The 13,896-nt window shown below is 66.5% G+C and carries 13 protein-coding genes; 4 read left to right on the top strand and 9 right to left on the bottom strand.

Features of this window, described 5'->3' with window-relative positions:
* Window positions 1-90: 90 nt before the first annotated feature.
* The 3 genes from trmD to ACVMIH_RS26640 all read right to left on the bottom strand — a co-directional run bounded on the left by trmD (window position 91) and on the right by ACVMIH_RS26640 (window position 3,278).
* On the bottom strand, window positions 91-852 hold the full coding sequence (gene trmD / locus ACVMIH_RS26650) for a tRNA (guanosine(37)-N1)-methyltransferase TrmD (RefSeq protein WP_456854246.1): 762 nt from the start codon (window positions 850-852) through the stop codon (window positions 91-93).
* A gap of 9 nt (window positions 853-861) precedes the next feature.
* Window positions 862-1,944 carry a zinc-binding dehydrogenase gene (locus ACVMIH_RS26645; RefSeq protein ID WP_456864005.1) on the bottom strand — a complete coding sequence of 361 codons (1,083 nt, stop codon included), beginning with the start codon at window positions 1,942-1,944 and terminating at the stop codon, window positions 862-864.
* A 134-nt stretch (window positions 1,945-2,078) separates the two neighbouring features.
* The gene (locus tag ACVMIH_RS26640) at window positions 2,079-3,278 is read right to left on the bottom strand and encodes an MFS transporter (RefSeq protein ID WP_057020945.1); all 1,200 of its coding nucleotides are present in this window, start codon (window positions 3,276-3,278) and stop codon (window positions 2,079-2,081) included.
* A gap of 172 nt (window positions 3,279-3,450) precedes the next feature.
* On the opposite strand from ACVMIH_RS26640, the gene gcvA reads away from it, so the two are divergent.
* Window positions 3,451-4,362 carry a transcriptional regulator GcvA gene (gene gcvA / locus ACVMIH_RS26635; protein ID WP_225163580.1) on the top strand — a complete coding sequence of 304 codons (912 nt, stop codon included), beginning with the start codon at window positions 3,451-3,453 and terminating at the stop codon, window positions 4,360-4,362.
* A 13-nt stretch (window positions 4,363-4,375) separates the two neighbouring features.
* Here the strand turns inward: gcvA and rimM are convergent, their stop codons facing one another.
* From rimM to ffh, 3 genes are all read right to left on the bottom strand, one after another.
* Window positions 4,376-4,897: a ribosome maturation factor RimM gene (gene rimM, locus ACVMIH_RS26630; protein ID WP_057020943.1), complete on the bottom strand. Its 522-nt coding sequence runs from the start codon at window positions 4,895-4,897 to the stop codon at window positions 4,376-4,378.
* Window positions 4,898-4,915: 18 nt separating this feature from the next.
* Entirely contained in the window at window positions 4,916-5,248 is a 333-nt protein-coding gene (gene rpsP / locus ACVMIH_RS26625) for a 30S ribosomal protein S16 (protein WP_016847621.1), read from the bottom strand.
* Window positions 5,249-5,333: 85 nt separating this feature from the next.
* A complete protein-coding gene (gene ffh, locus ACVMIH_RS26620) occupies window positions 5,334-6,881 on the bottom strand; it encodes a signal recognition particle protein (RefSeq protein WP_018269389.1) in 1,548 nt (515 codons plus the stop codon).
* Window positions 6,882-7,306: 425 nt separating this feature from the next.
* Between ffh and ACVMIH_RS26615 the strand changes: the two genes are divergently transcribed.
* Window positions 7,307-8,371, top strand: coding sequence for an MBL fold metallo-hydrolase (locus ACVMIH_RS26615; RefSeq protein ID WP_076834648.1), 1,065 nt, complete (start codon window positions 7,307-7,309; stop codon window positions 8,369-8,371).
* Between the two features lie 145 nt (window positions 8,372-8,516).
* Here the strand turns inward: ACVMIH_RS26615 and ACVMIH_RS26610 are convergent, their stop codons facing one another.
* Both ACVMIH_RS26610 and ACVMIH_RS26605 read right to left on the bottom strand, forming a co-directional pair.
* The gene (locus tag ACVMIH_RS26610; RefSeq protein ID WP_456864002.1) at window positions 8,517-9,257 is read right to left on the bottom strand and encodes an SIMPL domain-containing protein; all 741 of its coding nucleotides are present in this window, start codon (window positions 9,255-9,257) and stop codon (window positions 8,517-8,519) included.
* 5 nt (window positions 9,258-9,262) lie between these two features.
* The gene (locus ACVMIH_RS26605) at window positions 9,263-9,967 is read right to left on the bottom strand and encodes a GyrI-like domain-containing protein (protein WP_456863999.1); all 705 of its coding nucleotides are present in this window, start codon (window positions 9,965-9,967) and stop codon (window positions 9,263-9,265) included.
* A 183-nt stretch (window positions 9,968-10,150) separates the two neighbouring features.
* Here ACVMIH_RS26605 and dapF point away from each other — a divergent pair, with 183 nt between their 5' ends.
* Entirely contained in the window at window positions 10,151-11,038 is an 888-nt protein-coding gene (dapF, locus tag ACVMIH_RS26600) for a diaminopimelate epimerase (RefSeq protein ID WP_456854256.1), read from the top strand.
* A gap of 18 nt (window positions 11,039-11,056) precedes the next feature.
* Complete coding sequence (gene mtaB / locus ACVMIH_RS26595) at window positions 11,057-12,331, top strand: tRNA (N(6)-L-threonylcarbamoyladenosine(37)-C(2))-methylthiotransferase MtaB (protein WP_456854258.1); 1,275 nt, start codon at window positions 11,057-11,059, stop codon at window positions 12,329-12,331.
* Window positions 12,332-12,591: 260 nt separating this feature from the next.
* Here mtaB and ACVMIH_RS26590 read toward each other — a convergent pair whose 3' ends face one another.
* Window positions 12,592-13,731 (bottom strand): DUF2336 domain-containing protein, encoded by a 1,140-nt coding sequence (locus ACVMIH_RS26590; protein WP_456854260.1) that lies wholly within the window; start codon window positions 13,729-13,731, stop codon window positions 12,592-12,594.
* Window positions 13,732-13,896 lie beyond the last annotated feature (165 nt).

Here is a 13,896-nt window from a genome sequence, read left to right as displayed (position 1 = left end):
GCGCCCAGCCTTTCGCGGGCTGCGCAAACGTCCATCTATCCTGCGCGGGTGCGGATTTGGCCGCCCGTATAAGGCAAAGCGCAGGGTTTGTCACCCGTCTGTCTTGTTTTTTGTCCGGCGCGGAGCGGCTTTTTGGCCGGCCTTGCGGGCCCAGAGATCGGGCCGCCGGGCCGCCGTCAGGGCCTCGGACTGGGCCAGCCGCCAAGCCGCGACCTTGGCGTGATCGCCGGAAATCAGGATTTCCGGGATTGGCCGGCCCTCGAACGCCTGTGGGCGGGTGTATTGGGGGTATTCCAGTAGTCCTTCGGAAAAGCTTTCCTCGGTTCCCGAGGCCTGCTTGCCCATCACCCCCGGCAACAGGCGGACGCAGGCGTCGATCAGGGCCATCGCGGCGATTTCGCCGCCGGACAGCACATAATCGCCGATCGAGACCTCCTCGAGGCCCCGCGCCTCGATCACCCGCTGGTCGATGCCCTCGAAGCGGCCGCAGACGATCAGGGGCCCGGGCCCGGCCGCCAGCTCCGCGACCTGGGTCTGGGTCAATGGCCGACCGCGCGGGCTCATCAAGAGGCGCGGACGGTCAGGCGCGATATCAGCGGCGTCGATCGCCGCCGCCAGCACATCGGCCCGCAGCACCATGCCGGGGCCGCCGCCGGCCGGCGTGTCGTCGACGCTGCGGTGCTTGTCGGTGGCCGAGGCCCGGATGTCGCGCGCTTCCAGCGCCCAGAGTCCGCCAGCCAGCGCCTTGCCGGCGAGGCTCACGCCGAGCGGCCCCGGAAACATGTCCGGGAACAGGGTCAGCACGGTGGCGCGCCATGGTGTCGCCTGGGCTGTGGTGTCTTGCGATGTCATGGCCTCTGGTTACGGCACCACGGCCGTGAGGTCGAGGCTCTGCATCATGGCGGCCGCGTCCACCGCGCGGCGGAAGTCGGCAAGCTTGAAGGTCGCGACATTGATCTTGCGCAGGTCCAGCAGGCCTTCGGCGGCGAGGCCGGCGAGCTGGCCTGGTGCCGTGCGGTCGTACATGAACTGCCCGACCACCTCCCAGTCATTGGCCAGCATCTCGCGGAACGAGAGTTCGAGCGGCACCTCGGCGCTGCCCATCAGCACCACCCGGCCGCCACGCCTGAGCGCGCGCAGGGAGGACAGCGTGGTCGAGGTGCTCTTGGCGGCGCCGAGCAGATCGAGCGCGACATCGGCGCTGCCGCCAGCGGCGCGGCGGATGACCGCAAGGTCGGCTGCGGCATCGCCGCTGACGACGGCGGGAATGACGCGCGGGCCGAACGCGTCGCGCAACTGCTCGAGCGCGGCCTCCTTGCGGCCGACGGCGACGACGCGGCCCGCGCCCATCGCGACCGCGAGCATCACGCCGCCCGAACCGAAATAGCCGGTCGCGCCGTTGACAATGATGGTCTGCCCGCCGCGCAGGCCGGAGCGCTGCAAGCCGCCGAACGGCACGATCAGTTTTGCGAGCCCGATCAGCTCGGTCGCCCGCTTATCGTCGAGATTGGCAAGTGGCGTAACGCAGGCGGCCGGCCAGTGCGCGATCTCCGCGAATACGCCGTCGCGCCAGCGCGCCTGCAATGCGAGCGCCTCCGGCGTCGTCACCGTGGCGGTGAGGCCGATCAGGATCTGCGGCGGATCGCGATCCGGCACGTCGCCGCGCAGATGCGGGCTCAGGAACACGCGGTCACCGCTTTGCACGTGCGTGACGTTGTCGCCGGCGGCGACGACGCGCGCGATCGCGTTGGTGCCCGGCACGAACGGCATCGGTGGCAGGCTGTAGGGCAGTGCGCCGGACAGCAGCCTGTTGGTGTAGGACAGCACCATGCCGGCTTCGATCCGCACCACGACGCCATCGGGCGCGGGCATCGGCGTCGTGACATCCTCGAAGCGCAGATCGTTGTGGGCGTGCAGCCGCCAGGCCTTGTGCGTGCTTGTCATTGGGATGCTCCGTGAGACCATTGCTTAGGTAGCCCGGATGGAGCGAAGCGCAATCCGGGAATCACGCAAGCAATGACGAGCGGCCCCGGATCGCGCTGCGCTTCATCCGGGCTACGGGCTAACCCACGTTATGGTCACGCCGTCGTCGGATCGTCAGCGAGATGCCGCGCGAGCGCGACGGCAAGCGGACAGATCGCCAGCGCCGTGAGCGCGGTTGCTGCGGTCGCGAGCGACGGGCCGAGCGCGTCGCCAAGCAGGCCGTAGATAACAGGCGCGACGGCGCCCGATCCGATGGTACCCGTGTAGAACAGCGCGAAGGCGCGCTCGGTCTGGTGTGCCGGCGTGAGCTCGGGCACAGTGCCGTAGAGCACCGAGGAGGTGCCGTTGAGCATCACGCCGAGCAGCGGCAGCAGCACGATGGCCGGCGCCAGCGGCAACACCAGCACGGCCACGATCAGCGCCGCCGTACCACCTTCGGTGATCAGCACCGTGCGCAGCGTCCCGACCCGCGCGCCGAGCCATCCGCAGGTGAATTTTCCCGCCGCGCCGCCGATGAAGACCAGCGCCAGCGCAAGGCCGTTGGTCGGCAGCGAGGCGCCCTTGTCGCGCAGCAGGAACGGGAGGAAGGTGAGAAAGCCCATCCTGACCGCGGTGTCGAGAATTCCGATCGCGAGCAGCCAGTGAAAGCCGCGGCCTGTGCTGGCGCCGCGCGATGTTGATGCCGCCTTGTGCTCGGCGCCCTTGCCGACCGACGGCATCCAGAGCGCGATGCAGACCGCGACGAGCAGGCCTGCAAGAGCGAGCACGAGCAGCGTGTGCCGCCACGACATGATCACCAGCAGGATCGAGGTCAGCGCCGGGATTGCCGCCTTGCCGAGATCACCACTGAAATTGTAGATGCCGAGCGGCCCGCGCGCCGCCGTGCCATAGGCGCGCGACACCGCGGCGGAAGCGATCGGATGCTGCGTGCTCGACCCCGCGCCGGAGAGCGCGAGGGCGAGGCCAAGGCCAATGACACCGCCGGAGAATCCGGCAAACGCGTAGCCGAGCGCCGACAGCGCCGTGCCCGCGATCAGGATGACCTTGCCGTCGATCCGCTCCGCGATGCGTCCGACCGGAATCTGCAGCCCGGCCATGGCGCCGGCATAGAGCCCGCGCAGCAGCGCCAGCAGGCCGTAGCTCAGCGCGAATTCGGCCTGCCAGACCGGCAGCAGCACGTAGATGACGTCGGTGTAGCCGTCGTGGAGCGCGTGGTTGAGCCCGGTCACGGTCAGGGTGCGGGTTGACCGGGCACGGTCGGGCCGCGCCGTGCCAGTTTCGGCCGACACGCTCATTGCCGCCCTCCTGTGCAAGAAAATCTAAAGTTGGGGCGGGCGGGCATCAGGCGGGGACCTCAGAAAAGAAAGCCGTACAAGTAGCTTGCATGGCAGTATGCGCCGCCAAGGCTGTTGTCACAAATCAGTAATAATCGGATCATGCGTTAGAAAATCTTGTATTGAGGGGTCAATGTTCGTCCCACGCCGCAGCCTGCCGCCGCTCAATGCGGTGCGTGCCTTCGAGGCCGCCGCCCGGCTAGGCAGCTTCAAGGAAGCCGCCGCTGAGCTCAGCGTGACCCATGGCGCGGTCAGTCAGCAGATCCGCCTGCTCGAGGAATGGCTGGGGGCGCCGTCGCTGTTTCGGCGATCGGTGCGGCGCGTGGTGCTGACGCCGGCAGGCGCGGCATTGCTGGCAGAGTTCGCGCCCGCGCTCGACCGGATTTCCGCCGCCGTGCAGCAGCATCGCGAGCGGCGCGGCGATCTGGCGGTCGCGGTGTTGCGCGTCAATGCGCTCGCGACCTTCAGCCTGCGCTGGCTGCTGCCGCGGATGAGCCGGTTTCGCGCCGAGCATCCGGATATCGAGGTACGCCTGAGCACGTCGAACGATCCGGTGGATGCGTTGTCTGAATCATTCGACGTCGTGATCCGCGGTGGTCCCGACACCTTCCACGGCTTCTCGTCGCGCTTCCTGGTGTCGGAGCGGAGATTGCCGGTGTGCAGTCCGTCGCTATTGGCGCAGCTGCCGCTCAATGAGATCGCGGACCTCTCCAGGCACACGCTGCTGCATGTCACGTCGATGCCGCGGCTGTGGCGCGACTGGCTCACCGAGGCCGGGCAATCCGCGCTGGAGCCGGCGGCCGCGCTGACCTTCGATCACTTCTATCTGACGATCCAGGCCGCGCTCGACAGTCTCGGCGTCGCGATGGGACCGACCGCGCTGATCGCGGATGATCTCGCGGCCGGGCGCCTGGTGACGCCGTTTCCGGATGTCAGCCTGCCGGCGCGGAGCTACTTCGCGTATTTTCCGGCGGGCCGCAGCAACGATCCGCACAGCGCGGTGTTCTGCGACTGGCTCGAGCAGCAGGGCCGGATGACGGGTTGAAAATTATTCTCGGTCAGGCGGCCGACGGATCGTCGCCGTCGATTTCCTTGGGCAGGTCGATCACCACGCGGCCGCCGTCGAGATCGACAGTCGGCACCACGGCATTGGTGAACGGCAGCAGCATCGTCGCGCCCTGCGGCGGGGCGATCTCGATGATGTCGCCGGCGCCGAAATTATGGATCGCGATCACCTTGCCGAGCGGCTGCTCCGTCGTCGTCACCGCGGCGAGCCCGATCAGATCGGTGTGGTAGTATTCGCCGTCGTCGGTGTCCGGCAGCCGGTCGCGCGGAACGTAGAGCTCGAGCCCGTTGAGCCGTTCGGCATCATCGCGGCTGGCGACGCCCTTCAGTGTCACCACCAGATGGTCTTTGGCCTCACGCAGATGCGTGACCTCGAACTGGCGCGTGCCGTCCTTGGTCATCAGCGGACCGTAGTCCTTCACGGCCAGCGGATCTTCGGTGAAGGTCCAAAGCCTGACGGCGCCGCGCACGCCATGCGCAGCGCCGATACGGGCGACACAGACCGGTGCAGCCACCGTGGTCGCCGTTCAGCCTTAAGCCTTGGCGGCGGCTTCGGCCTGCGCCTTGCGCTCCTTGCGCGGCACGGCCTTTTCCGGGTTGTTGCGCGGCGCGCGCTTCTTGACGCCGGCGGCGTCGAGGAAGCGGGTCACGCGATCCGACGGCTGCGCGCCCTTGGCGAGCCAGGCCTTCACCTTGTCCATGTCGAGCTTCAGGCGCGACTCGTTGTCCTTCGGCAGCAACGGGTTGAAGTGGCCGAGACGCTCGATGAAGCGGCCATCGCGCGGGAAGCGCGAGTCGGCGACGACGACGTGATAGACGGGACGCTTCTTGGTGCCTGCGCGAGCGAGGCGGATAACAACGGACATTCAGTTCTCCTTCAAAGGTCGATGTGTTCGATTGATTGGCATTCCGCGTCGCGCCGGCCGTATACGAGCCGTCGCGACGAATTCCTCATTTCTTCTTGCCCGGGAAACCGCCGAGGCCCGGCAGCATCGGCTTGCCGGAAAGGCCGGTTAGGCCCGGCACGTTCGGCAAGCCGCCGCGCAGCCCGGCCGGCAAATCCTTCGGCAGATTGGGCAGGCCGCCGCCGGCGCCGCCCTGCATCTTCTCGGCGAGCGCCTTCATCTCCTCGGCCGAGGGCGGCTTCATGCCGCCGCCGAATCCCATCGCCTGCGCGATGCCGGCGAGCGGGCCGCGTTTGCCGCTGCCCATGGCCTTCATCATGTCGGCCATGTTCCGGTGCATCTTCAGCAGCTTGTTGACGTGCTCGACGCTCTGGCCAGCGCCTGCCGCGATGCGCTTCTTGCGGCTCGCCTTCAGGATGTCCGGGTTCTTGCGCTCCTGCCGCGTCATCGAGTCGATGATCGCGACCTGGCGCTTCAGGATCTTGTCGTCGATGCCGGCCGCCGCGATCTGGTTCTTCATCTTGGAGATGCCGGGCATCATGCCCATCAGGCCGCCGATGCCGCCCATATTCGCCATCTGCTGCAGCTGCTCGCGCATGTCGTTGAGGTCGAACTGACCCTTGCGCATGCGTTCGGCGGTGCGCGCGGCCTTCTCGGCGTCGATATTGGCGGCGGCCTTCTCGACCAGCGAGACCACGTCGCCCATGCCGAGGATGCGGCCGGCGATGCGGTTCGGATGGAAGTCTTCCAGCGCGTCGGTCTTTTCGCCGGTGCCGATCAGCTTGATCGGCTTGCCGGTGACCGCGCGCATCGACAGCGCGGCGCCGCCGCGGCCGTCGCCGTCAACGCGCGTCAGCACGATGCCGGTGAGGCCGACGCGCTCGTCGAACGAGCGCGCGAGGTTGACCGCGTCCTGGCCGGTGAGGCTATCCGCGACCAGCAGCACTTCGTGCGGGTTGGCGGCGGCTTTGATCTCGGCCGCCTCCTTCATCATGTCTTCGTCGAGCGTGGTGCGGCCGGCGGTGTCGAGCAGCACGACGTCGTAGCCGCCGAGCTTGCCGGCCTCCAACGCGCGCCTTGCGATCTGCGGCGGCATCTGGCCGGCGACGATCGGCAGCGTCGGAATGTCGAGGTCGCGGCCGAGCACCGCGAGCTGTTCCATCGCCGCCGGGCGGTAGACGTCGAGCGAGGCCATCAGCACCTTGCGCTTGTCGCGCTGGACCATGCGGCGCGCGAGCTTTGCGGTGGTGGTGGTCTTACCGGAGCCTTGCAGACCGACCATCATGATCGGCACCGGCGGCACGGAGTTGATATCGATGGTCTGGCCGTCGGAGCCGAGCGTGGCGACGAGCTCGTCATGGACGATCTTCACCACCATCTGGCCCGGCGTCACCGACTTGACGACGGTGGCGCCGATCGCCTGCTCGCGGACCCGGTCGATGAAGCTACGGACCACCTCGAGCGCGACGTCGGCCTCGAGCAGCGCGCGGCGCACCTCGCGCATTGCGGCATCGACGTCCTTTTCGGTCAGCGCACCGCGCCCCGTCAGACGATCGAGAATGCCACCAAGCCGTTCCGACAGATTGTCGAACAATGCCGTTGTCCTCTTTTACCTCTCCCCGCCTGCGGGGAGAGGTCGCCGCGCATTTGCGCGGCGGGTGAGGGGGTACAGGGCCATCCACACGCACAGTGCGCGGAGAGAGCTCCTCACCCCGACCCTCTCCCCGCAAGAGCGGGGCGAGGGAGAAGGAAATCCAAACACTTTCGCGCCCGAGGGCGCATCGCGCTGTCGGGCGTTGGCCTCTGGCCTCCAGGACCAGTCGGCGGGTCGAAAAGACGGAGCTTTCCGAGAAAGTGGCCGGGTTAAACGCTGCCGGGGCGGCAAAGTCAAGGAAAGTTTCGCTGAAATCCGCTCAGTCGGACAGTAAGGTACTGAAATCACGTCGATTTGCCCTATTGGTTCCGAATTCGCCGCTGCCACCCATATAACCGGAGCCTGCCTCCTATTCCGGAACCCGCGTGCTGATCACCCGCCGCCGCCTTCTCGCAACCTTGACCGGAGCCGCCGCAGCGATCGGTGTGCCCTCGATCTGGATGACGACCATGAAAACCTACGACGGCCCCGTGTCCGATCATTTCGACGGCCTGCACTTCTTCGATCCGGACGGCTCGCCGCCGAAATCGCTTGGTGAGGTGCTGCGCTGGCAGTTCGGGGGCGGCCGGAAGCGCGCAGTCTGGCCGGAATGGGCGCCGAGCCCCCATGCCGATACGCCGCCGCCCCGCGTCGAGGGCGACAAGGTGCGGCTCTGTTTCGTCGGTCATGCCAGCTGGCTGATCCAGACCGCGGGCCTCAACATCCTGTTCGATCCGGTGTGGTCGATGCGGGCCTCGCCGTTCAGCTTCGCCGGGCCGAAGCGGCACAACGATCCCGGCATCGCATTCGATAAACTGCCCAGGATCGATGTCGTGCTGGTGTCGCACGGCCACTACGACCATCTCGACGTCGCGACGCTGTCGAAACTTGCGGGTGCATTTGGTCCTCGCGTGATCACGCCGCTCGGCAACGACGTCACGATGCGTACGTCCGATGCCGCGATCAAAGCCGAGGCGTTCGACTGGCATCAGCGCGCCGAGCTCGGCAATGGCCTTGCCGCGACACTGGTGCCGACGCGGCACTGGTCGGCGCGCGGCCTGTTCGATCGCAACAAGGCGCTGTGGGCGAGTTTTGTTTTGGAGACGCCGGCCGGCAAGCTCTACATCGTCGGCGATTCCGGCTACGGCGACGGGGGACATTTCCGCCGGGTGGCCGAGGCGCATGGACCGTTGCGGCTCGCGATCCTGCCGATCGGCGCCTATGAGCCGCGCTGGTTCATGCGCGACCAGCACATGAACCCGGAGGATGCGGTGAAGGCGCTGGCCGATTGTGGCGCCGCCCAGGCGCTGGCGCATCACCACGGCACATTCCAGTTGACCGACGAGGCGATCGACGCGCCCGCGATCGCGCTTGGCGAAGCGCTCGACGCCGCCAAGGTGCCGCGCGGGAAGTTTGTCGCGTTGAAGCCCGGGCAGGTGTTCGAAATCTAAATGCTGTCGTCCCGGCGAAGGCCGGGACCCATTACCCCAAATATTAATTGTTGCGCGACGCTGGGGCCACGATTCCGTTCACAACTAAACTCGGTGGTAATGGGTCCCGGCCTTCGCCGGGACGACGTCAATTGGCTGCCTTGAATTACTTCTCCTTGATCGCCCAGGAGACGCTGACATTGACCGTCAGTGTTTCCTCGCCTTGCGCCACCGGCGTCGGCGCGGCGAAGCCTGCCGTCGCCATCTTGGGACGGAACACCGGGACCGGCGCCGAGCCGACCTCCGCAATATTCACGGGTGCGCCGAGCGTGACGCCGGCGGCCTTGGCGTAGATCTCGGCCTTGCGGCGGGCGTCGGCGATCGCCTTTTCGCGCGCCTCGTCGAGCAGCTTCGAGGCCTGCGACACCGAGAAATTGAGCCCGCCGATATCGTTGGCGCCGGCGCCGACCAGCACGTCGATGACGCTGGCGACCTTGCTTACATCGTGCAGCCTGATCGTGACGCGATTGCTCGCATGGTAGCCGACGATGCTGGGCGGGGCGTTCGGCGACGACGGCCCACGATTGGCGAATTGCGGCTGCAGCGACAGCCGCGAGGTCTGAAAGTCCTTCTCCGCGATCCCGGCGCCCTTCAGCGCGGCCAGCACCTTGCCCATCGTCACATTGTTGGCTTCGGCGGCTTCGCGTGCGGTCTTGGCGTCGGTGGTGACGCCGGCGTCGAGCTGCGCCTGGTCGGGCGGCGCCGACAAGGTCGCCTCGCCGGTGACCGAAACCGCCGGCGGAAAGTCGTCATTCGCCAGTGCGGGCGCAGCCAGCAGCGTGGTCGCGATCAGGGTGGCGGCGAAGGAGAGGCCAACGGGGAGGCCAAGCGGTAGGCGATGGGTCATCTGGCTCACTTCAGGGGTACGTAGACGTTGATCACAAGCTTGTCCTCCGCGGTCTTCAGCGGATCGGTGATGTATTCCTCGATAAAGGTGTCCTTGGCTTCGAGCTTCTTGTCGTCGAGGTGGTTGGTGATCGCCTCATAGGTGTTGTCCATGTTGTCGTAGGAACCGCGATGGACGAACTTCAGCGCCTTGCCGTCGGGCGAATTGCCCATGCTCATGTTCTTGCCGAGGTTCTTGACGTCCTGATCGACCGGGATCTCGGCGATGAAGGTGAAGCCGGTGTCGTCGGTCGAGGTGTAGACGATCATCGGATTGCCCGATGCCTTGACGCCGTCCTTGTCGAGCAGCGCGGTGAGCTGCTTGAACGCCTCGATCAGGGCGTCGAAGGCGGAATCCCAATTGGCCGTGCCCTTCAGCATCACGACCTTTTTCGGCTCCAGCGTGAACGGCTCGCCGAAGGGATCGGCGGTCTGCACCGGGGCGGCCGGCGCCGGCGCCGGGGTCTGCGCTGCGGCCGGGCTGTCGGCCGGCGACTTGGTCTCGGCCGGCGGGGGCACCGGTGTCGCCGACGGTGCAGGGGCAGGGGTCGGGCTCGCTGCGGGAGCGGGCGTGGCTGACGGCGACTGGGCAGGGGCCGGGCTTGCCAGTGCGATCGCGGCCAAGGGCAGCAGCGCGACCAGGGCCGCGCGGAGCGTGTTGATACGGTTCATTGGTTTTTCTCCATCCCCTGCCTCGAACGGCCGCTCGATCTGTCCCGGCGCGCGGTCCGCGAGGTGCGATATTCCTAACACGCAAGTTCTGCATTCGTCCCATGACAGATGTGTCATGGGGCCATTCAGGCTGGCTAACTGGCCACCACTCGCCATATAACCGGGCAGAATTTGGGAAAATCGATGAGCGCGCTCGCCAATCACGCATTCGCCAAGATGAACGGCATCGGCAACGAGATCGTCGTCGTCGACCTGCGCGATTCAGCGGTACAAGGTCGGGCACAGGTGTCGGCAGCGGAGGCGCGCGCCGTGGCTTCGCCGGCGGGCGGCGTGCCCTATGACCAGCTGATGGTGCTGCAGCCGCCGCGGCTCGACGGCACCGAAGCGTTCATCTCGATCTACAACAATGACGGCTCGGAGGCCGGGGCCTGCGGCAACGGCATGCGCTGCGTGGTGCGGCGGATTTTCGAGAAGACCGGCCAGACATCAGCGACGTTCCAGACCCGCGCCGGCCTGCTCAATTGCTGGCAGGGGCCGGCGCCCGATCTCTACACCGTCGACATGGGCGCGCCGAAGTTCGGCTGGCAGGACATTCCGCTGGCTGAGGAATTTCGCGACACCCGCTACATCGAGCTGCAGGTCGGGCCGATCGACAATCCGGTGTTGCATTCGCCCTCGGTGGTCTCGATGGGCAATCCGCATGCGATCTTCTGGGTCGATGACGTCAATGCCTACGATCTCGAACGTTTCGGCCCGCTTTTGGAAAACCACCCGATCTTTCCGGAACGCGCCAACATCACCCTCGCCCATATCGTCGATCGCGACCACATCACGATCCGCACCTGGGAGCGCGGCGCCGGTCTCACCAAAGCGTGCGGCTCGGCGGCCTGCGCGACGGCGGTTGCGGCGGCGCGGCTGAAGCGTGCCAATCGCAGCGTCGAGATCACGCTGCCCGGCGGCAAGCTCGGCATCGAGTGGCGCGAGCGCGACGATCACGTGCTGATGACCGGCACCGCCGATTTCGAATATGAGGGCCGCTTCGATCCGGCGCTATTCGCCAGCGTCGCTTGATCGGGCGTGAGATCGGTTATGGGCGTCGATGTCGTCACCTTTGGCTGCCGCCTCAACGCATTTGAGTCCGAGGTGATTCGCCGCGAAGCCGAGCAGGCGGGGCTTTGCGACACCATCGTCATCAACAGCTGCGCCGTCACCAACGAGGCGGTGGCGCAGGCGCGGCAGTCGATCCGCAAGCTGAAACGCGAACGCCCGCATGCGCGCATCGTCGTCACCGGCTGTGCGGCGCAGACGCAAAGCCGGATGTTCGCCGAGATGGCCGAGGTCGATCGCGTCGTCGGCAATGACGAGAAGATGCGTGGCGACGCCTGGCAGGCCACGCGCGCCGCGTTCGAGGCGCCGTTCGGCATCGACACAAGCGAGAAGGTCGCCGTCGCCGACATCATGGCGGTGACCGAGATGGCGCCGCATCTGCTCGACGGCTTCGAGCGCGGCCTGCCTCGCGTATTCGTGCAGGTGCAGAACGGCTGCGACCATCGCTGCACCTTCTGTATCATCCCCTACGGACGCGGCAATTCGCGCTCGGTGCCGATGGGCGCGGTGGTCGATCAGGTCCGCGCGCTGGTCGAGCGCGGCCATGCCGAGATCGTGCTGACCGGCGTCGATCTCACGAGCTATGGCGCCGACCTGCCGGGCGCGCCGAAACTCGGCCAGTTGACCCGGCAGATCCTGCGCCATGTGCCCGAGCTGAAGCGGCTGCGCATCTCGTCGATCGATTCGATCGAGGCGGATCGCGACCTGCTCGATGTCATCGCCGACGATGCGCGGCTGATGCCGCATCTGCATCTGTCGTTGCAGTCCGGCGATGACATGATCCTGAAGCGGATGAAGCGCCGACATTCACGCCGGGACGCGATCGATTTCTGCGCGCAGGTCCGCCGGCTGCGGCCGGACATCGCTCTCGGCGCCGACATCATCGCGGGCTTCCCGACCGAATCCGAAGAGATGTTCGCGCGTTCGCTCGATCTGGTCGCGGAATGCGATCTCACCTTCCTGCACGTGTTTCCCTATTCGCGGCGTCCGGGCACGCCCGCCGCACGGATGCCGCAGGTCGATGGCGGCGCGATCAAGGAGCGCGCCAGGCGGCTGCGCGCGGCAGGCGAAGCCGCGCTGCTGCGCCGGCTTGACGCGGAAGTCGGCGCGATGCGCGAGGTGCTGATCGAGAGCGAGCGGCAAGGCCGCACCGAGCACTTCCTGCCGGTCGCGATCGAGAGAGATGTGCCGGGCATGGTACGCGCGATGACTATCCGCGGCCATGACGGTGCGCGGCTCATTGCATCGGGCCGCTGAGAAAGTTCGCTCCCATTGTTCTCCCGGCGCAGGCCGGGGCCCATTACCCCAGATCTCAATTGCTGCGCGACGCTGGGGCCGCGATCTCGCACGGTCACAGAATGCGGTGGTTATGGGTCCAGGCTTTCGCCACGACGACGAATGTGGGGAGCCGCGCATGGCGGGTCCGGAGCAGCGGATCACCTGCATTTCGCATGTGATCATACTGAACGAGCTATTTGACAGGTTGAATCTCTACATGCGCATCGTGCATGACGCACTCAGTGCGTGCGCCCGCCCAGCCTTGCCGGCTGCGACGCGCGAACCTGCCAGAACCGCAGCAGGCGATCTGCGTTTTCGCGGGTCAATTTCGTGAACTGGCTCTTCGCATGGGCGAGTTCGACCGGTCCCATGGAGCCGGTGGTATAGCGACATTCCATCACCGCGGCGGCGGTATCCCAACTCAGGCCTGCTGCCCGGCACGGCACCAGCAGGCCCTCACTGCGCAGGCTTTGCATCAGGGAGCGGATCACCTCGATGTTCGACTGCGCAAGATACGCCAGCGCAACGATGGTCTCTTCATATTTTCGCTGCCTGGCGAAACCGAGCAGTGAGGCTTCGTTGAGCTCGCCGTCGTCCTTCAGCTTCGCGACGTGGTGCTTGGCCGCGGTGAAGTCGCGGACTTGCGACATGTCGCGCTCGACGCCGGCGGCGACCGCTGCGATCGCATGCCGGATTTCTTCGAACAGATAGGGCGGGGCGCGTTCCAGCAGACGGCCGCGAACCTCTTCCGTCGCGCGGCGCAGGAGCTGAAGGCGGAGCTCCGACGGCAGGTCGGCGCGAATGCCGGTCTCGACCGCAAGCACCGGATCGTGCTCGGCCTGCGCGAGGATGACGGCAAATCCGCCCGGCGATACTTTGGCGCCGGGATTGGTGACCAGGCGGTGGCTCACGCTCGCAAAGCGACGCGCCAGAAGCGCGTCAGTGACGACCTCCTTTAGCCACCAGCGGCCGGCGACGGCGAGCAGATGCTGCTCGCTCTTGGTCCGTGCGATCTCGACCAAATCGTCCGCGCTGAGCCGCGACGATTCCTGCAGGATCGGCCGCGCGATCCTGATCTCGTCATTGCTGGCGAGACGGCGAATGATCGCGGGCGGTGCCTGGGCGACCGGTGCGAGCTGCTCGCTGATGTCGGTGAGCGCCATCCGGGCGCTGATGTCGGCGAGCGCGCGCAACTCGATGGTCTTCACCAGACGCTCGAGCACGTTGTCGAACAGCTCGATCTGTTCGCTGTTGAACTTGCCGGCGGATGCGAGGAAAAGGCCGGTGACGCGCCTTGCCGTGGCCAGGCATTTATCGGCGGAGCCGGCGCGTATCGCAGCCTCGACCTCGTCGACAATTGCTAGTCCATCATTCAGCATTGCTCGTCCTGAGCCGTCGCGGCGCGCTTTTCTAAGCCGCCTTCAGGACTATCGGATGGGCCTGAATGTTCCGTAAAGGATAATTCTCCGTAAAATCACGGAGGCTAAAGCGCGATGAGGTTGGGCTGGATCGTCATCGCGCTTTAGCTCTTTGTTTGAGCATAA

Source organism: Bradyrhizobium sp. USDA 4503 (assembly GCF_054055815.1).
The sequence above is the reverse complement of the archived record's forward strand: the minus strand, read 5'-3'. Positions and strand labels throughout refer to the sequence as shown.